Source organism: Paenibacillus sp. FSL R5-0713 (genome assembly GCF_037973325.1).
Taxonomy (GTDB): domain Bacteria; phylum Bacillota; class Bacilli; order Paenibacillales; family Paenibacillaceae; genus Paenibacillus.
Map to the genome: position 1 here is coordinate 4,523,006 of NZ_CP150229.1, position 17,955 is coordinate 4,540,960.

Here is a 17,955-nt window from a genome sequence, read left to right on the forward strand (position 1 = left end):
CATATTCAACGTTTACACAAAAAAGCTATCCTGCAAAATGCCAAAGCTGCCGCTTCGAATCATTTTGAGGATAGCATAACGAAATGGGTAAGGAAAAGGTATTGATTTTATGCTGAAAACTTTGTACTTTTCGGTACGAAGCGTCCAGAACCACCCATACGGCGGCGGTTACGACGACCACCCCACACGCTGCCCGCGCCCATAAGGAACGTTGGAATGCCAGCAGCAACGATACAAATTGCCCATTCACGCAAACCTAGCGGTACGGTTTTAAAGATCGGCTGCAGCGGTTCAACGTACATGACAACCAGCATCAGTACAACCGATGAAATCACGGCAAGAACGAGATATTTGTTTTGCAGTGGATTTCGATGGAAGATGGAGCGCGAACTGCGGCAATCAAAGACATGAATGAGCTGCGCCAATACGAGTGTAGCGAAAGCCACAGACTGTGCTTTAATCAATTGACCCGGGTTATCCGGCGCAGCCTGAAGGGTAAGCCAGAACGCTCCGAGTGTACATAGTCCAATCAATACACCCCGGCTGACAATTTTCCAACCCAGTCTGCGGGCAAAAATGTTTTCTTTGGCACCACGGGGTTTGTGTTCCATCAGATCTTTTTCCGGCTGATCTACCCCGAGCGCCATTGCAGGCAAACCATCCGTCACCAGGTTAACCCATAGAATCTGAATAGGTACAAGCGGCAGTGGCAAGCCCATCATCATCGCAAAGAACATGGTTAGAATCTCACCCACGTTCGATGCCAGCAAATAACGGATAAACTTACGAATGTTCTCATAAATATTACGACCTTCTTCTATGGCCGCCACAATCGTCGAGAAGTTATCATCACTCAGAATAAGCGCCGAAGCTTCCTTCGTGACATCCGTTCCTGTAATGCCCATCGCGATCCCGATGTCAGCCGCTTTAATCGCCGGAGCGTCGTTCACCCCATCCCCCGTCATGGCAACGACATGTCCTTTGCGCTGCAAAGATTTCACGATGCGAAGCTTATGTTCAGGAGACACTCTTGAGAACACATAGATACCCTCTACCTGTTTATCCAGCTGCTCATCCGTCATGCCTGCCAGCTGCTGACCACTTAGAGAAGCACCACCGCGTGGAAGAATCCCGAGTTGATGAGCAATCGCTTCTGCCGTTGTACCATGATCACCTGTGATCATGACAGTTCGTATGCCCGCCTTGCGGCATGTGGCAATCGCATCGCGCACTTCACGACGTGGCGGATCAATCATGCCTGTAAGCCCTACAAATACAAGCTGACTCTCGGCGGCGTGTTCGTCGGCCACTTTTTCTTCCGGCCGCACTTCACGATAAGCCATTCCGAGGACACGTAGTGCCGCCCCGGCCATGCTCTCATTGGCTGCCATCACTTTCTGCCGCAGCGTTCCAGTGAAAGGTACGACCTTACCTTCCCACAAAATATAACTGCAGTGTCCGATCAACACATCCGGTGCACCTTTGGTGTAGATCATTCGACCTCCCTGATGATGAACCAGGACCGACATGCGTTTGCGCTCCGAATCAAACGGGAACTCCTGCTCCCGGGCATACAGCTCTTTGAGCCCAGCAGGGGTAAGCCCCATTTTGGAGGACAGTGTGACGAGCGCCCCCTCCGTCGGATCTCCCTTCAACTCCCAAAATACATTTTCTCGCTTAACCGTTTCTTCTTGGAAATCATCTTTTTTGGTATTTTTCTTGCCGTCTTTTTTGTTATCCTTGCCCTTTTTCTTGCTTCCAGACTCGTTTGCAATGGTCTCCACAATACTTGCATTGTTGCATAGCGCACTAATCTGAAGCATTCTGCGTAGCGACTGGTCACTCTTCAGTTCCACCGTTCGGCCATTCTCCAGCATCTGCCCTTCAGGTGCATAACCATCCCCGGTAACCTTGATGCTGCGTCCCTCCAGCCATACATCCGTTACCGTCATCTTGTTCTGGGTGAGCGTGCCTGTCTTGTCCGAACAGATTACGGATGCACAGCCAAGGGTTTCGACAGAAGGCAGTTTGCGAACAATGGCTTTACGTTTGATCATACGCTGCACGCCTAGTGCGAGTGCAATGGTTACAATGGCCGGCAGACCCTCCGGTATGGCAGCCACCGCGAGGCTGACCCCTGCCAGGAACATGCCAACGGCTGGTTGTCCGTGCAATATGCCTGCGACGACAACCATAATGGTTAATCCCAATGCGACAAAAATCAGAATTTTGCCCAGTTGTTCCAACCTGTGCTGTAAGGGTGTTTCCTGCTCCTCCGTATTCTGGATCAGATCGGCGATTTTGCCCATCTCCGTCTCCATGCCTGTACGGATAACCACACCTTTGGCCGTACCACGAGTGACCATGGTGCCCATAAAACCAATATTCTTCTGATCACCAAGCGGAACGTCCTCATCGGCAATCGGAAGGCAATGTTTGCTTACGGGAACCGATTCCCCGGTAAGAGCAGACTCCTCCACATCCAGGCTGTTCGTTTGCAGCCAGCGCACATCAGCAGGAATGCGGTCCCCACTCTCTACCATGACGATATCCCCAGGGACAAGTTGTTTGGCTGCAAGGTGTACTTCCTGGCCTGAACGAAGCACTTTGGCGAGAGGTGCAGACAACTGTTTTAATGCACGAAGTGATCGTTCAGCTCGGAATTCCTGTACAAACCCCAGAATGGCATTCAGTACGATAATGGCCACAATCGTTACCGCATCCAGATACTCACCCAGCAATCCGGATACCAACGTTGCTCCCATCAACACCAGCACCATAAAATCCTTGAACTGATTCAAGAGCAATGTAATCGGAGATATACGTTTCCCCTCGCTCAGCTCATTCGAACCGACCACTTTCCTCTTCTCTGCTACAGCTTCATCCGTCAATCCTTCCTGCGGGCTGACGCCAAGAGTGTTACGAAGCTCTTCATCACTAAGTTGATGCCACTTGGTATGTTCCATGCTTCATGTTTCCCTCCCAGTCTGTATTTCATCTGCTAAATAAGCTCACATGCTTCACCGGCGTGCTGGTCGACAGGCTGTACACAATGCCGGACAAACTACCTGCTCTATATGTATTCGGACAGGTCTGTGATTAGCACCCGGAAGGTGAATCCTTTCCCTGATGGACAGAATAGGCTAAAATAAAGGTCTGCGATGTTCTGCGCAGTACCATGTTCAGTGTTCAACAGGTAAGCAACGAAGAATCTGCATCCGGTCCTTGTTTTTTACATATCTGGTTGCACGTTTCAGTTATATAGATGAAGCATTGCGCATGACAAATGCAGGTGCTCGATAGAGAGAGGAAGTGGAAAAAATGGCATTGGACGGCATCGTAACACGGGCCATTGTTCATGAATTGCAAGGCTGCATTGGTGGACGTATCAGCAAAATCCATCAGCCGAATGGTCATGACGTAGTTCTCACACTGCGAGCTCAGCGCGGTAATAGTAAATTGCTTGTTTCGGCAAGCCCAACATATCCCCGTGTGCATTTTACGGAAAAAACATTCCTTAATCCTACGGAAGCACCCATGTTCTGCATGCTGCTCCGCAAGCACTGTGAAGGTGCAATCATTGAGGAGATCCGTCAGATTGGCATGGAACGTATCATCCACATCGATGTGCGCCAACGCGACGAATTGGGGGATGTTTCGGTTAAACGGATCATCATTGAATTGATGGGACGTCACAGTAACATTATTTTGCTTGATCCCGTTACAGGAACGATTCTGGATGGCATTCATCATGTGACTCCGTCCATCAGCAGCTACCGGGTAATCATGCCAGGTTTCGCGTATACTGCCCCACCTGAGCAACATAAGAGTAATCCGCTCGAAGTGAGTCGTACAGCATTCGAGGACAGCTATCAAGCCGTTGAAGAAGAGGCATCACGCTGGCTTGTGAACTCCTTTAGCGGTCTTAGCCCGTTAATTGCTGGCGAGATTGCTGCCCGTGGGATTGCTGCTGAAGGCAAAGGGAACACCCAGGCTGTGGTTGAGGGTGAGAGCCGAGTTGAGATTGATGCGCTCTGGAACGCTTTTGAAGCCGTGATGGGTCCTGTCAGAGATCATCGCTACACGCCTGTAACCGGAATGAATGCCAAAGGCAAAATGATTTTCTCCGCCGTTCATCTTGAGAGCATTCAAGACTTGGAGAAAACGTATGACACGATGAGCAAGTGCATGGAAGATTATTATGGAGACAAGGCTGAACGGGACACGGTTAAACAGCGAGTAAGTGATCTGCTCCGTTTTCTGCAAAATGAGCGAAGCAAGAATATCAAAAAGCTGGACAACCTGAACAAGGATCTGCTGGAAGCAGACGATGCGGACAAGTTCAGACTATGGGGTGAGTTGCTGTTTGCCTCCCTGCATCAGGTCCACAAAGGGGACAAGAGCGTGGAGCTTGTGAACTTCTACGACGAAGACCAAGCCAACATTACCATTCAGCTTGATCCGCTGCTCACACCGTCTGACAACGCACAACGTTATTTCAAGCGGTATAACAAATACAAAAACAGTCTGGCTGTCATTCATGAGCAGCTTGGCAAAACCAAAGACGAAATTGACTATCTGGATAACCTGTTACAGCAGCTATCCATTGCATCGATGAACGACATTGAGGAAATACGGGACGAGCTTGTGCAGCAAGGATACCTTCGTGACCGCAATAAAAAGGGTAAAAAGAAAAAGAAAAGTGATCGTCCGACCGTACACCAGTTTACGTCCTCAGAGGGAATTGATATTCTTGTGGGCAAAAACAACCTCCAGAACGAGTACGTGACGAATCGCCTCGCTTCTTCCAACGACACCTGGCTGCATACCAAAGACATTCCAGGTTCACATGTCGTCATTCGCAGCACGGACTTTGGTGAAGCTACATTGGAAGAAGCAGCACAGCTTGCTGCCTACTTCAGCCAAGCCAAGGAGTCCAGCAGTGTGCCTGTGGATTATACGTTTATCCGTCATGTACGCAAACCAAGTGGTGCGAAGCCTGGTTTTGTCATTTATGATCATCAAAAGACCTTGTTTGTCACGCCAAATGATGAATTGATCAAGAGTTTGCCATCCACCATTAAAAATGGATAAGGCTATATAAGTGGAACTAAAGATTAGTTCCACTTATATAGATGTAACAGTAGAAAAATCCCCTGACCATAACGGTTCAGGGGATTTTTGTGGATGCATCAAAATTGTTTCAATACTAATGTGAAGTTCATCTTATTTATCGTTTTTGTTGAATATTAATTCTTTTAAATGTATAATAATTCAATTCTCACGAATAAAACTACTTTTAAGGAAGTGTACCATGACCATACATATTCGAGAAACTCAACCTGATGATCTGAAACCCTTGATGGTATTAATGCATGACTATGTGGTGGGATTCTACAACAACCCCTGGCCTGGTGATCAATCCATCCAGCTTTTGATTAATAACCTGCTTAATCAGCAGATCGGTGCTCAATTCGTGGCAGAGCAGGACGGGGAGCTTATCGGATTTGCCACCCTGTTCTTCACTTACAGCACAATGAAAGCAGAGCGTGTCGCAATCATGAATGATTTATTTGTTACGGAAGCATTCAGAGAAGGCGAAGCAGAAGCCAAGTTATTTGCACACTGCCAGCAATATACACGTGAACATGGGTGTGCTTATATGTCCTGGATCACAGCCGTGACTAATGAACGAGCACAACAATTATTCGAGCGTCTTGGAGCTACACGCGGCGCTTGGGTCAATTATTCGATTACATAGACTCTTTTTGGCACACAAAAAAAGGACATGAATACATGCAGGTTTATCCCTTGCATGCTCCATGTCCTTTTCTCAAACGTCCCTAACATGTATCTCTCTAACGCAGAATTCATTGTGGTCATAAAAAGCGTTACCACGTTTAGCTTATACTCCCTTTTGCTGTGAGGCAGCTGCCTTCAGCCTTTCCAACACATCAACCATTACGGTCTTGCTACCCAGATCCCCGTGGAAAACGACACCTTGCCGTTCCCCATGATAATCGGATCCGCCAGTCTCAATTAACCCATAATCCTTAGCCATCTCGGCGTATCTGCGCTCATCTTCCGGTTCATGGTCCGAGTGAAACACTTCGAGTCCATCTGGACGGCAATCCTCAATGATTCGCCGTACCAATTCATCATCTTCATAGAGGCCCGGATGGGCAATCACTGCGGCTCCACCTGCGGCTCTGATCCATTCGCACGCATCCTTCGGCGCAACGCGGGGTACAGATACGAAGCCAGGCTTGCCTTCAGCAAGGTATCGATCGAATGCATCCCGCATGTCAACCGCATATCCCTTCTTCACCAGCACATCAGCCATATGAGGTCTGCCGATACTCTCGTCAGGCTCTAGTGGCCGTCCCAGCTCATCCAGTACTTCCTGCCAGCTGATATCAAGCCCAAGTTCCTGAAGCTTCGCGATAATGAGATGATTCCGCTCATCTCGCGCTTCTCGTAATCCGCGCAACCGTTGCAGGAATGGCTCATCCTCCGTATTCACATAATATCCGAGCACATGAATATCTTTTCCGCCAGCCCGAGTGCTGATCTCCACTCCGGCAACAACATCAATATCGTACTCTTTTCCCGCTTGCTGTGCTTCCGCTACACCAGCAACTGTATCATGGTCTGTTAGAGCAACCGCCGATAGCCCTTTTTGTTTGGCAAGCTTCACATTATCAGCAGGTGGCTGCATTCCATCCGATGCCTGACTATGGGTATGCAGATCACAGCGTCCTTTGCTTTGATTCATGTACAACAACTCCTTTCTTTCCAAAAGTGGTTTGTGATTACATCTTATCTATCATTAATGGTGCGAACGATTATGCCTTCCCCGTCTTGGACTCCGGCTCAGGTTGCTCCTGTTGGCGCAGATAATTCAGGAAAGCCACTGCCGACAGGGGCAACAAGGACGATTTTAGATGGATGGCATAGAATTGCCGTTTGAATTCGAGTCCTCGGATATCCACAATATGAACAAGTCCCAGAGCCAGTTCATGCTGCACGGAAGAAGGAGATAACATCGTAATGCCTACCCCTGCCTCCACGGCTGATTTTACCGCTCCTGTACTGCCAAGTTCCATCACAACATTCATTTCCTGTGGATCAATCTTTTTCTTTTGCAATTGGTCTTCCATCACCTGACGAGTACCTGAGCCCTTCTCACGCAGTACAAAGGGATAATTCATGACATCCTCAATATTCACTTTGCTACGCTTAGCCAGATCATGCCCGGCAGGTACAATCAGTTTCAGCTCGTCCTGCATGACAGGCTCTACAATCATGTCCGGATGGTGTACTGGCGCTTCAATCAGACCAAAATTAAGCTGGTGCTTTAAGATATCATCCATAATTTGCGTTGTATTCATCACTTTCATGACGATTGAAATATCCGGATATTGAAGTGCAAAAGGTCCGAGCATACGTGGAAGTACATATTCCCCGATCGTTAAACTAGCTCCAAGCTGGAGTCGGCCCTGTAACATTTGGGTAAACGCTGACATCGCTTCATCCGTCTGTCTAACCAGTTCTACACTTCGTTTGGCATGAGGTAATAATGTCCGACCCGCCTCGGATAATTCTATTTTTTTGGTGGAACGATGCAATAACTTGGTCCCGAAATAGTCCTCCAATGATTGAATCTGCATCGTCACTGCCGGTTGAGTCATATGTAATGCTTGTGCAGCAGCCGAGAAGCTTCCTTTCTCTGCTACCGTATAAAAAATATGCAATTGGTGAAAATTCATATCTTCGCCCCTCTTCGATTACACTCTCTATATTGTAGCCGATTTCCCGCTTGGCAACAAAAAAAGCATGCAGCTTGTCTGCATGCGATACGACTTGAATCTATGATTTCAACATATTGAATCTCATATTGAATCTAATCAACTTACTTATGCTTACGGCTATTTTTGACCAACGTCATTCTTCTTGAGTGTCTTAACCATGAATAGTATGACTTCAAGTCCCTTAATTCAATGGTCTCCGACATTCGTCCCAGAAACGTAACTACGATCATTTTGTGCAAGGGGTTGCCCGCAATATCATATTCCCCTTCAAGTTCGGAAAATTCGGCGACCACCACCAGATCCTCATCAATCAGGTAGACGTCCTGTTCATTACGGTAGTATGGTGTTATACGGTCCTGCTTCAGACACTCCCATAACCACGCCGCAATATGGTCATCATCACTACGTGCAGGCTCAATACGGTCTGCATACCGCATCTTGGCATGATGGGTAATGACGATGTCGGCCACTTTCTTGTCTCCAAGAGCCACGAAAAACGGCTCGTAGGTGCTCCAACGTTGCATCACCTTATCACGCATGGGAATCACTCTCCACCAGATAGGACTTTCTATCTATTTATTACCAAATATATTACAACATTAGTCCCGCAACCTCAAGGCGTAAGTGTAACTTTTTTTCACTAAAGTTCATTTGTGCATAATTTAAGAAAAGAGCGACCCCAAGGGGCCCCTCCAGTTTCTCGTCTATATTCCGTAAAAGCTCGTTTTGTCCATGGTTTTGCTGGCATACTCAGTTTTGATCTCATTACGATACGATCGTTCGATCTTGCGCACATAGGAAAGTCGCTTCACGTTTTTCATCGTATCTTCTGCCCGTTCTGCATTAACATACATGACCACATAATGCATACGGCGGGAGATATAATGCACGGTGCCATATTTTTCGAGATTACGGGCAGCCTTCAAATCACTGACCCAAATAATGAATCCTGTCCTTTCCGCAAACATCATCGTTCCCCGCCCTTCTATAATGATTACTTAACTGCAACCACACTTGCCGCCACTACCGCAGCCGCCCTTCGGATTCGGATCATTGCTCGGTACCTTAATGGTCGTTGACACTGCGAATGCAATGGTCTCTGACATCTGGAATAACATATCATCCAGGGACTTCTCTGCCTGTTTGAAGCGGACCACCGCCTCGAAATTTTCCAACTCCTGTTCCAGAGCCTTCACCTGGTCTTTCGCTGCATGATAATCCGGGTGAAAATGACCGAAACGCTGTGTTTCTTCAAACAATTCCTTCTTGGCATTCAGCTTCCGAATCCCCATCTGAATCTCAGGGGAAGTCTCGACTTGCTGCTTCCAATATAAATAATCCGATACTTCGGCAGATTGGTTAATCATGTCGCCCAGTTCATATGCGCCCGTTAACACTTGGGCCATATCGACCGTGTTCATTTCCGCTACGCTCATGAAATATTCATCCTATCTATATATAAAGTTCTACTTAACGTAGACTACCCCATCATAGCATATCCATGAATAGTTAAGAAGAGTTTTTCCTGCAATTAGAAATAGCGAGAGCTTTAAAATTCGCCTTTCAACCTGATATTCACGAAAAACAGTCAGGTTGTAACATCATCAGGCAGGATAAGACGCATTGTATCCCACTCCGACGGGGAGAATGTACGCCATTCCGTCTCTGATGTATGTTCATTTGAATCCAGCATGTACCAACCACTTAAAGTCCATTGTTCATGGCCCTCTACCTGGTGTGGAATGAGGTATCGCGTACAATTTTCCTGCTGTATCCCCAGCTTGGTCTGCCACTCAATGGCTTTGGCAGCAATCTGTCGTGCGGTTGAACTATGATATCGACGCCACTCCTTGTACCAGGTCTCCGGTATCTCCTCCAATCCGAGCAGAGAGAACTTCTTCTCAATGACAGAATGATCACGCTCCAACCCATGCAGAAGTTCAGGAACATCAACCAGTCCTTGATTATCGGGTGTGTAGAAAGAAGAAGCATATACATCGGTCAACACATCTTCTTCTAATAATTTCGAAGGCGCTTCGGTACCTGTACTTGCCTCCGTTGCCTCCATCTTCCCTTCTACAGTCAACGGTACAGCAACCGTCTCCCTTCCCCACCCTTCCAACGCAATACGTACATTCTCCGGTATGCCTGTCAGGGCATATTGATCCAGAAACTCCATCATTTCACGTAATCCACGCCCTTTGGCTAAGGCCCAAACGAATCGTTCTCTTGTCATGCGATAGATGGACATCCGGTCACGCGTTACCCGTTCTGCGCATTGCTCCAGCATCCAGATCACATCAGGCCTTGCTTCCGGTGGCACCAACATTTCGAAATCAGGCTGCATGTAAAATCCACTCGGTTCCGTCTCACTTACCATCTCTCGTTCTCGATATAAAAGGCTCTGCGGGTCGATCAGCCAACGAAATGCCAGATCTCCCGACTGATCCGCTCCAACTTCACCATAACCCCACCCAGCAAGGGCATAGAGCCAGCCCATAATTCGTGGTTTCAGCTCCGAATTCGCTATACGGCACCATATGTTCTTTTCTGGAACAAGCACTGCCAATTGATAACGGAAATGCTGTAACGCGGGTTCAACTTCTCCGTATCTTTCCATACACGCTTGATATATTTCCCTATGCATCTGTGTCCACGATAGCCCTAACCATTTTTTTAATTGATGATCTTGAATCTGGATTCGCCCATCTGACTTCTGAACCAGATTCAGACTAAGAAGTAGATCCAGAAGAATGGCAACGTGGGTCGGATACAACTCCGAATGTTCATATCGGATACCCAAACCATCAAAGTCTGTCGAAGATAACACCGTGATCATACTTAATTTTTGAACACTTTTCTTATGTATAGTGCCTTTACCTGTCAAAGGAAGTCCTTCTCTTCCGATCCAAGCAATCAGATGAAGTAACTCTCCAGCAACATCCGACTTTCCCTCCTGTATTACATGAGCAAAATTTATATCCTGTTTGACGGTTATGCCCACTCTTTGCGCATAAGCAATAGTCAATGTCTCGATCAGTGAAGCAGGAATATAGAATAGTCGCTCCCCCCAACTCTTATGCACAGATTCGATCCATTTTTGCTGCCGAAGGTGGGCGAAGGAAGAATTGGCTTCTGCGACACTTAGTCCTTCGATGGCCCATTGTTCTCGCGGCATGAGGGAGGAAAAAGGCTGACCAGCATGTTTGTGAAAAATTGCACCAAGTACTTTTTGTTCCACCCAAGTAAGCTTTGACCATGAATCAAGGTTCAGTACCACAGGTTCATTTGTTGGTCCAGATGAAGACATTTCCCAATCCCTCCTCTTTTCGCGAGTATAAATGGGCTATTCGTTCTCATGAACGATAGCATATTCATATCCCTGCTCCACCAAGAACATCTGACGGTTTAATGCAAACTCCTGTTCCTTACTATCCTTCGATACCAGCGCATAGAAATATGCTTTATTTTCCCCCGCTTTCGGTCTCAGAATTCGTCCCAACCGCTGTGCCTCTTCCTGCCTTGAACCGAAACTCCCGGATATTTCAAGCGCAACAGCAGCATCGGGCAGATCTACAGCAAAATTGGCAACCTTGGATACAACAATCGTTTTAATCTCTCCACGTCGAAAAGCGCCAAACCATTTGATTCGCTCCTGCTGTGACATGGTTCCGGAGATTAAAGGTGCTTCAATTTCCCGGGCAATCAACTCTAGTTGGTCCAGATATTGTCCAATTACTAGTGCAGGCAAATCCTGATGACGTTCCAGCAAACGCTTCACCACACGTACCTTCGCCGGATTCTCTGCAGCCAATCGAAATTGATGCTTAACCTCGGCTTGCAGATAATTCGATCTTAATTCCGGGGAGAATGGGATACGTATCTCCTGGCATTGTACATCAGCAATCCACCCTTGCTGCTCCAGTTGTTTCCACGGCATGTCATAGAGCTTCGGACCAATTAACGAAAATACATCCTGTTCACAGCCATCCTCTCGAACCAACGTGGCTGTTAATCCCAGCCTTCGCGTAGCTTGAATATCCGCAGTTGCACGAAACACCGGCGCTGGAAGCAAATGTACTTCATCATATATGATCAGCCCCCATTGCCGCTCACTGAGCAGTTTGATATGGGTAAAATCAGCATCTTTTGATTTCCGGTGTGTAAGAATCTGATATGTAGCTACAGTCACAGGTTTCACCTGTTTTTTCTGACCTGAATACTCACCAATCTGTTCGCTGGTGATCGTGGTTTTGTCTTGAATTTCCTGAATCCACTGTCGCACAGACGTTGTATTGGACGTCAAAATAAGGCATTCACATTGAAGCCGCTCCAGCACGGCCATGCCAATGACCGTTTTGCCTGCCCCACAAGGAAGTACAAGTAGCCCGCTTCCTCCCATGCCCTCACTGCCTTCGAATGCGTCCACAGCCTCTTTCTGGTAAGAACGCAGTGCAAATCGCTCAGAGTGAGCCCCTGAATCATTGGTTCGCCATTCAAATGAAAGCTCGGTTCCCTTCCGATACCCCACATAATCAAGTACGGGGTAACCCAGTCGTGTTAATTCCCTTTTTAGTAACCCTCGCTGTTCTCCCGGGAGCATAAGTTGATGAGCGTCCTTACGTTCCATACGAAAGGCAGCTATTGTTTTCAATCCACTTAATTCATCGAGCAACCGTTCATCCTCACTGTAAAGGCGCATTCTGGTGTGATCTGCTTCGGAATGCAGCTTTAATTTGCCATACTGATCCATAATTCTCCGAACATCCTGTATCAGTGCAGCAGGCACGTTCCAACGCGATACCAGCTCCAGACTTGCGATGACCTGATCTGAATTCCACCCTAGCGCAGCTGCATTCCAGAGCGACAGCGGAGTGATTCGGTAGGTATGAAATGCTGCGGGTGTCTTGACCAGTTCAGCATACATCCCAAGCTGCTCTCTTGCCCTTTCGAATCCGGGGTGGCCGACTTCCAGCAAAACTGTAAAATCTCGCTGAACAATGCAAGCATCCGTTCTACCCATATGTTCTGTTCCTTCCATTCGCGCCTTCCTCCTATCACAAAAAAGTCCAGTTCCGGCTGCTTCCGAAAATGAACCTGTATAATTCCGAGTTCAACAAGTCTTATTTCAGTAACGAAAAGTGGACTTATTGAACAAACTCTAAAAAATCCATGAAAAAACACCCTGCCCATACCTCGGTATGAACAGGATGCCCAACTGCATCTAAAGTCATTCGGCTGTGTAACCCTTAGCCATGGCGATAAATAATCTCACGGCCGTCTGCATCGCGTCTTCGTCAAAATCAAACATCGGATGATGATGCGGATAGATCGCATTTTTATCCGGGTTGCCTGCTCCAACAAACATAAAGCACCCTGGAACCTTCTGCAGATAATACGCAAAATCTTCCGCTGGCATCAGCATCGGGGAGGCTTGTACTCGTTCTGCCCCAAATAACTCTGTAGCTTCCCTGAAGAAACGTGCTGTCTCCTGTTCATCGTTCACCACAGGTGGATATCCCATAATATATTTCACTTGTGTCTCTGCTCCATAGGCTGTCCCTGTCTGGTCTACCATGGTAAGCACACGCTCTTTCATCACGTTTCGGGTCTCTTCATCAAACGTTCTAACTGTACCGCTCATTTTACATTGCTCTGCAATTACATTCTGAGCAGATCCCGCCTGCATTGTGCCAATGGTCAGCACCGCCGGCTGTAAGGGATCCACCGAACGGCTGACAACCGTCTGAAGCTGCATCACAAGCGCAGAACCGGCGATAAGACTATCTATTGTGGATTGCGGCATCCCGCCGTGTCCACCCTTGCCCTTGATCTCAATGTAAAAATCGTCCGCCGCCGCCATCATTGGTCCTGCTTTACTGGCAACCACACCTACAGGGAGCGGAGTCCACAGATGAATTCCGTATATGACATCTACACCTTCAAGCGCACCATCCGCAATAACCTGGACTGCACCGCCTGGAAGAAGTTCTTCTGCTGGTTGGAATAAAAAGCGAATCTCTCCTCGAATCTCCTGCTTGTGACGGCTGAAATACAATGCCGTACCGAGCAAGATGGAGATATGACCATCGTGGCCGCATGCATGCATTGCTCCTGCTTGTTGTGAAGCATACTCGATATTCTTTTCATCCTGAATCGGCAGTGCGTCCATATCAGCTCGCAGCATGACGACAGGACCCGGCTTGTCGCCACGGATTGTACCAATGACCCCGTGACCACCAACATGACGCCTTACTTCAACGCCAAAGCTCTCCAACATATCCGCTACAAAAGAGGATGTCTTCTCCTCATGAAAGGAAACCTCTGGATTGCGATGAAGGTGACGCCGCCATTCCACCATGTGGATCTGCAGATCTTCCCACCATATATTATTAGTCATGTCTCTCCATCCTTTCAATCTTGAACGGGACTTATATCAAGCCCGAACCTGCCTCTTCGAACCTATTGCTGTATATTGTAGCAGAATTGGAAGAAAACCGATACGAAACGCCCTTGGAAAGCTTGCACGGGAAGGGGAAACATACTATCATGAACTAGAGAAATACTCGAGAAATTATACTCGGAAGCTTATGAGGAGGATCAAACGCTTATGATTTTTGAGAATACAGGCTTGGATGGCTTGAAGAGCGACTTGGCATACCTGGATGAGAGCGCCGAGAAAGTCGGATTTGTCCGGTGGCAATGGGAATATTACCGTGCTACATACGACTACAAAATTGAAGATGAACAAACCAACTCAGAATACTTTGTACGCATTAATACCCGCGCCGTGGAAGGCAAATTGGAAAAACCGGATACCGTTCTTGCTGTTGAAGCAGTGTACCTTGGCAAAGCCACCTTCCCTCACGGCCTGGACTATGACTCTTCCGTTCCCCAACCAGTCGTGAAGCTGGCAGCCCAAAAATTACAGCAGCTTAAAGAACTGCTGGAAGCATAGGCTGGGCCAAACGATGAAACAACAAACGGCCCAAACGAAAACGAAGAGAGGCACGCCGGATTTTCAACTGCTAATCCTCACTTTATTGTTGGTGGGCTTTGGACTGGTGATGGTATTCAGCTCCAGTTCCAGCATTGCAATCGCAAGCGACAGATTTAACAATGATGCCCTTTACTTCACGAAAAAACAACTTATGTGGGCGATTATCGGTCTATTTGGCATGTTCTTTGCCATGAATATCCGCTTCAACAAGTACAAAAAGCTCTATGCACCCTTTTTCCTGATCACTACGGTCATGCTGGTGATTGTTTTGATCTCAGGCGCAGTATTGAACGGTGCACGAAGCTGGATTCACATTTTCGGCTTCAGTCTTCAGCCTGCGGAATTCGCCAAAATTGCTATCATTCTATATCTCTCTGCTCTGATCACCAAAAAAGGTGAGAAATTCAGAGTTTTCAAGACAGGTTATTTTCCCGTCTTGTTCATCGTTGGATTCATCGCAGGACTGATCATGCTGCAACCAGACTTTGGTACCACCTTCATTCTGGTGTCCACTTGTGGTCTCTTGATTTATGCCGGTGGAGCCAGTATGAAACATATCTTAGGTTCGATTCTCTTGGTTGTACTCGGTGGAGCCCTGGCGTTCGGAGCAAATTCCCTATTTTCTTCCATGTCTCCCTCCGACACGACGACCGCTACAACAGCTGTCACTGCGGAGCAGAACTACAAGATCGGACGTATCCAAGCTTTCCTGAATCCATTATCCGATATTAATGGCGGAAGTCTTAACCTCTACCGTTCCCTTGTTGCCATTGGTGATGGCGGCATGACAGGTTCCGGGATTGGACAAGGTACGATGAAGCTTCACTATTTGCCAAATGCGTATAATGACTTTATTTTCTCCGTCATTGGTGAAGAACTCGGGTTCATCGGAAGTACATTATTCCTGCTCGTTTACCTGTACTTCATCTGGCGAGGAATTATTGTCTCTCTCCGCTGTCCCGATCCATTCGGAACATTGGTCGGCATTGGCATTATGGGATTGATCGCGATTCAGGCATTTATCAACATCGGTGGTGTAACTCAAACCATTCCGGTGACGGGTGTCACGCTTCCGTTTATCAGTTATGGGGGTACCTCACTCTTTGTGATGATGGTCGCCATGGGCATTCTGCTCAGTATCTCGCGCACCAACAATCTGGACGTAATCAAGGAAGAGAAAACGAAGTCCGTGACTGTACAGACACAGACTCGTACCTCTCCTGCTCTTCGTTCACGGGAGTCCATTCGTCGGATTCGGTAAAAAACAACATAAAAAAAGGCTGTGCACCTAATGGATGCGCAGCCTTTTTGTGTGTACTCGTTTGACAATTCTGTCTATCAAGATGAAGAACAGGTTGATGTATCCTGTTCTCCATTGCGGATTGCGATGTCTACAGATCGTCGCCTTTGAAAGATACGCCTTCTACCTTTACATTGACTTCAACCACGCGTAATCCGGTCATGGTCTCTACCGCTTCTCTTACGTTCTGCTGAAGCATACGGGAAACTTCATGAATCGGGGTTTCGTACAGGACGATGATGCGCAGGTCAATGGCTGCTTCCAGCTGGCCGACCTCAACGCTCACGCCTTTCTGTACGTTTTTACCGCTGAGTCGCTTCGCCCAGCCCTCTGACAAACCTCCAGACATTGCGGCAATTCCGGGCGTTTCCATTGCAGCCATTCCGGCAATTTTCGCAACCACGTCATCGGCAATCCGGATGTTTCCGCTCTCCAGTTGAAGTTGTTCTGCCATGCCACATCCTCCTTCACTTCGTTACTCGTATTTTAAATCCTTTCCACCCCAAAAAGCAAATTAAACTCAAAAAGATGCGTTTACAACCTACCACCATTTGGTTATATTGAAATATGAAAATAATCTCATAAGCGATTTACATGCAATTCAAAACAAAATAATTTTATAACCGAGGTGTTTGTTGTGAGAAACCGGATTTCATCCATTTTGCTGATTGTGTTCTTTGCACTCAGTGCCATCGCCCACTTCTTGAAATGGGATTCGATTCTACAGTTCGTGATATCAGCCATTTCGGTTATTTTTGTGGCCGGTTTTTTAGGCAAAGCCACCGAAAATGTTGCCCACTACGCCGGACAGCGGCTGGGTGGATTCTTGAATGCGACCTTCGGCAATGCCGCCGAATTGATTATTGCCATTTTCCTCGTTAAAGAGGGACTGTTCGACATGGTCAAAGCAAGTCTGACAGGATCCATCATCGGTAATCTGCTGTTAGTGCTTGGGTTAAGTATTTTTGCCGGGGGACTCAAGTTCAAAATTCAGAATTATAATGTTTCACTCGCAGGTCTGAATGGATCCCTGATGATTGTTGCCATCATTGCGCTGTTTATTCCGGCAGTCTTTCTCAATACACATTCCATTACACAGAAAGACACCAATACACTTAGTCTCATCGTAGCCGGATTGCTCATTCTCGCGTATATTGCCTGGTTATTATTCTCCATGGTGACGCATAAGAACTACCTTGCAGACGTCACTGAGGATCGCGATGAAGAGCTGCCGCATGAACATGCTCCGGCATGGTCCAAGAAAAAGTCTATTCTCTACCTGGTGCTCGCAACGGTCATGGTTGCCTTTGTCAGTGAATGGCTGGTCGGCACGCTTGAAGTCTTCACTTCGGAATTTGGACTTAGCGAACTGTTTGTCGGTGCATTCCTGGTGGCCATCATCGGTAATGCGGCCGAACACAGTGCAGCCATCATGCTTGCCATGAAAAATAAAATTGGAGCCGCCGTCGAGATTGCGGTCGGCAGCAGTTTGCAGATCGCACTTTTCGTAGCTCCTGTACTGATTTTTGTCAGCTACTTCACAGGCAGAACCATGGATATCGTATTTACAACCATTGAACTGGTCGCCATTGGCGTATCCGTATTTATTGCCAAGTCCATTACCCAAGATGGTTCAACCAATTGGTACGAAGGCCTACTCCTGCTCGTGGTATATATCATACTCGGCGTATCCTTCTTCCTGGTGTAACAAGGCCTTACGCATCCATCATCATAATAAACAAGCCACAAGAGGCAGCCCAATGTACATTTGGAGCTGTCTCTTTGCTTGTATACGCCTTCTGGCTGGCTTGTATCCCCATCCCCTTCAGACGCACAAAAAAAGC

15 protein-coding genes are annotated in these 17,955 nt (G+C 47.3%); 5 read left to right on the forward strand and 10 right to left on the reverse strand.

Annotated elements, in window-relative coordinates; genetic code table 11:
• Positions 1–107 precede the first annotated feature (107 nt).
• Positions 108–2,966, reverse strand: a complete 2,859-nt coding sequence (locus MKZ12_RS20140) for a cation-translocating P-type ATPase (protein ID WP_339256319.1) — start codon at positions 2,964–2,966, stop codon at positions 108–110.
• A gap of 355 nt (positions 2,967–3,321) precedes the next feature.
• On the opposite strand from MKZ12_RS20140, the gene MKZ12_RS20145 reads away from it, so the two are divergent.
• The gene (locus tag MKZ12_RS20145; RefSeq protein ID WP_339235691.1) at positions 3,322–5,094 is read left to right on the forward strand and encodes an NFACT RNA binding domain-containing protein; all 1,773 of its coding nucleotides are present in this window, start codon (positions 3,322–3,324) and stop codon (positions 5,092–5,094) included.
• Positions 5,095–5,314: 220 nt separating this feature from the next.
• Complete coding sequence (locus MKZ12_RS20150; RefSeq protein ID WP_339256321.1) at positions 5,315–5,761, forward strand: GNAT family N-acetyltransferase; 447 nt, start codon at positions 5,315–5,317, stop codon at positions 5,759–5,761.
• A gap of 144 nt (positions 5,762–5,905) precedes the next feature.
• Here the strand turns inward: MKZ12_RS20150 and MKZ12_RS20155 are convergent, their stop codons facing one another.
• The 8 genes from MKZ12_RS20155 to MKZ12_RS20190 all read right to left on the reverse strand — a co-directional run bounded on the left by MKZ12_RS20155 (position 5,906) and on the right by MKZ12_RS20190 (position 14,211).
• Positions 5,906–6,775, reverse strand: coding sequence for a PHP domain-containing protein (locus tag MKZ12_RS20155; protein WP_339256323.1), 870 nt, complete (start codon positions 6,773–6,775; stop codon positions 5,906–5,908).
• A 70-nt stretch (positions 6,776–6,845) separates the two neighbouring features.
• Entirely contained in the window at positions 6,846–7,769 is a 924-nt protein-coding gene (locus tag MKZ12_RS20160) for a selenium metabolism-associated LysR family transcriptional regulator (RefSeq protein WP_339256325.1), read from the reverse strand.
• 143 nt (positions 7,770–7,912) lie between these two features.
• Positions 7,913–8,350: a hypothetical protein gene (locus tag MKZ12_RS20165; RefSeq protein ID WP_017687436.1), complete on the reverse strand. Its 438-nt coding sequence runs from the start codon at positions 8,348–8,350 to the stop codon at positions 7,913–7,915.
• A gap of 165 nt (positions 8,351–8,515) precedes the next feature.
• Positions 8,516–8,779: a YlbG family protein gene (locus MKZ12_RS20170; protein WP_095290540.1), complete on the reverse strand. Its 264-nt coding sequence runs from the start codon at positions 8,777–8,779 to the stop codon at positions 8,516–8,518.
• Positions 8,780–8,809: 30 nt separating this feature from the next.
• Positions 8,810–9,247, reverse strand: coding sequence for a YlbF family regulator (locus MKZ12_RS20175; RefSeq protein WP_339235702.1), 438 nt, complete (start codon positions 9,245–9,247; stop codon positions 8,810–8,812).
• Positions 9,248–9,399: 152 nt separating this feature from the next.
• Positions 9,400–11,121, reverse strand: coding sequence for a helicase-associated domain-containing protein (locus MKZ12_RS20180; RefSeq protein WP_339256327.1), 1,722 nt, complete (start codon positions 11,119–11,121; stop codon positions 9,400–9,402).
• 36 nt (positions 11,122–11,157) lie between these two features.
• Positions 11,158–12,852, reverse strand: coding sequence for a DNA repair helicase XPB (locus MKZ12_RS20185; protein WP_339256329.1), 1,695 nt, complete (start codon positions 12,850–12,852; stop codon positions 11,158–11,160).
• Positions 12,853–13,041: 189 nt separating this feature from the next.
• Positions 13,042–14,211 (reverse strand): M20 family metallopeptidase, encoded by a 1,170-nt coding sequence (locus MKZ12_RS20190; protein WP_339256331.1) that lies wholly within the window; start codon positions 14,209–14,211, stop codon positions 13,042–13,044.
• A gap of 210 nt (positions 14,212–14,421) precedes the next feature.
• Between MKZ12_RS20190 and MKZ12_RS20195 the strand changes: the two genes are divergently transcribed.
• Together MKZ12_RS20195 and ftsW are read left to right on the forward strand one after the other, a co-directional pair.
• Entirely contained in the window at positions 14,422–14,769 is a 348-nt protein-coding gene (locus MKZ12_RS20195) for a YugN family protein (RefSeq protein ID WP_017687430.1), read from the forward strand.
• A gap of 13 nt (positions 14,770–14,782) precedes the next feature.
• Entirely contained in the window at positions 14,783–16,072 is a 1,290-nt protein-coding gene (gene ftsW / locus MKZ12_RS20200) for a putative lipid II flippase FtsW (protein WP_339256333.1), read from the forward strand.
• 130 nt (positions 16,073–16,202) lie between these two features.
• On the opposite strand, the gene MKZ12_RS20205 is transcribed toward ftsW, so the two are convergent.
• The gene (locus MKZ12_RS20205; protein WP_017687428.1) at positions 16,203–16,565 is read right to left on the reverse strand and encodes an Asp23/Gls24 family envelope stress response protein; all 363 of its coding nucleotides are present in this window, start codon (positions 16,563–16,565) and stop codon (positions 16,203–16,205) included.
• Between the two features lie 183 nt (positions 16,566–16,748).
• Between MKZ12_RS20205 and cax the strand changes: the two genes are divergently transcribed.
• The gene (gene cax, locus MKZ12_RS20210; protein ID WP_339235714.1) at positions 16,749–17,819 is read left to right on the forward strand and encodes a calcium/proton exchanger; all 1,071 of its coding nucleotides are present in this window, start codon (positions 16,749–16,751) and stop codon (positions 17,817–17,819) included.
• Positions 17,820–17,955 lie beyond the last annotated feature (136 nt).

Coding starts and splice junctions, on each gene's coding strand:
- MKZ12_RS20140 (WP_339256319.1), bottom strand. CDS start 2,966: ATGGAACATACCAAGTGGCATCAACTTAGTGATGAAGAGCTTCGTAAC.
- MKZ12_RS20145 (WP_339235691.1), top strand. CDS start 3,322: ATGGCATTGGACGGCATCGTAACACGGGCCATTGTTCATGAATTGCAA.
- MKZ12_RS20150 (WP_339256321.1), top strand. CDS start 5,315: ATGACCATACATATTCGAGAAACTCAACCTGATGATCTGAAACCCTTG.
- MKZ12_RS20155 (WP_339256323.1), bottom strand. CDS start 6,775: ATGAATCAAAGCAAAGGACGCTGTGATCTGCATACCCATAGTCAGGCA.
- MKZ12_RS20160 (WP_339256325.1), bottom strand. CDS start 7,769: ATGAATTTTCACCAATTGCATATTTTTTATACGGTAGCAGAGAAAGGA.
- MKZ12_RS20165 (WP_017687436.1), bottom strand. CDS start 8,350: ATGCGTGATAAGGTGATGCAACGTTGGAGCACCTACGAGCCGTTTTTC.
- MKZ12_RS20170 (WP_095290540.1), bottom strand. CDS start 8,779: ATGTTTGCGGAAAGGACAGGATTCATTATTTGGGTCAGTGATTTGAAG.
- MKZ12_RS20175 (WP_339235702.1), bottom strand. CDS start 9,247: ATGAGCGTAGCGGAAATGAACACGGTCGATATGGCCCAAGTGTTAACG.
- MKZ12_RS20180 (WP_339256327.1), bottom strand. CDS start 11,121: ATGTCTTCATCTGGACCAACAAATGAACCTGTGGTACTGAACCTTGAT.
- MKZ12_RS20185 (WP_339256329.1), bottom strand. CDS start 12,852: ATGGAAGGAACAGAACATATGGGTAGAACGGATGCTTGCATTGTTCAG.
- MKZ12_RS20190 (WP_339256331.1), bottom strand. CDS start 14,211: ATGACTAATAATATATGGTGGGAAGATCTGCAGATCCACATGGTGGAA.
- MKZ12_RS20195 (WP_017687430.1), top strand. CDS start 14,422: ATGATTTTTGAGAATACAGGCTTGGATGGCTTGAAGAGCGACTTGGCA.
- ftsW (WP_339256333.1), top strand. CDS start 14,783: ATGAAACAACAAACGGCCCAAACGAAAACGAAGAGAGGCACGCCGGAT.
- MKZ12_RS20205 (WP_017687428.1), bottom strand. CDS start 16,565: ATGGCAGAACAACTTCAACTGGAGAGCGGAAACATCCGGATTGCCGAT.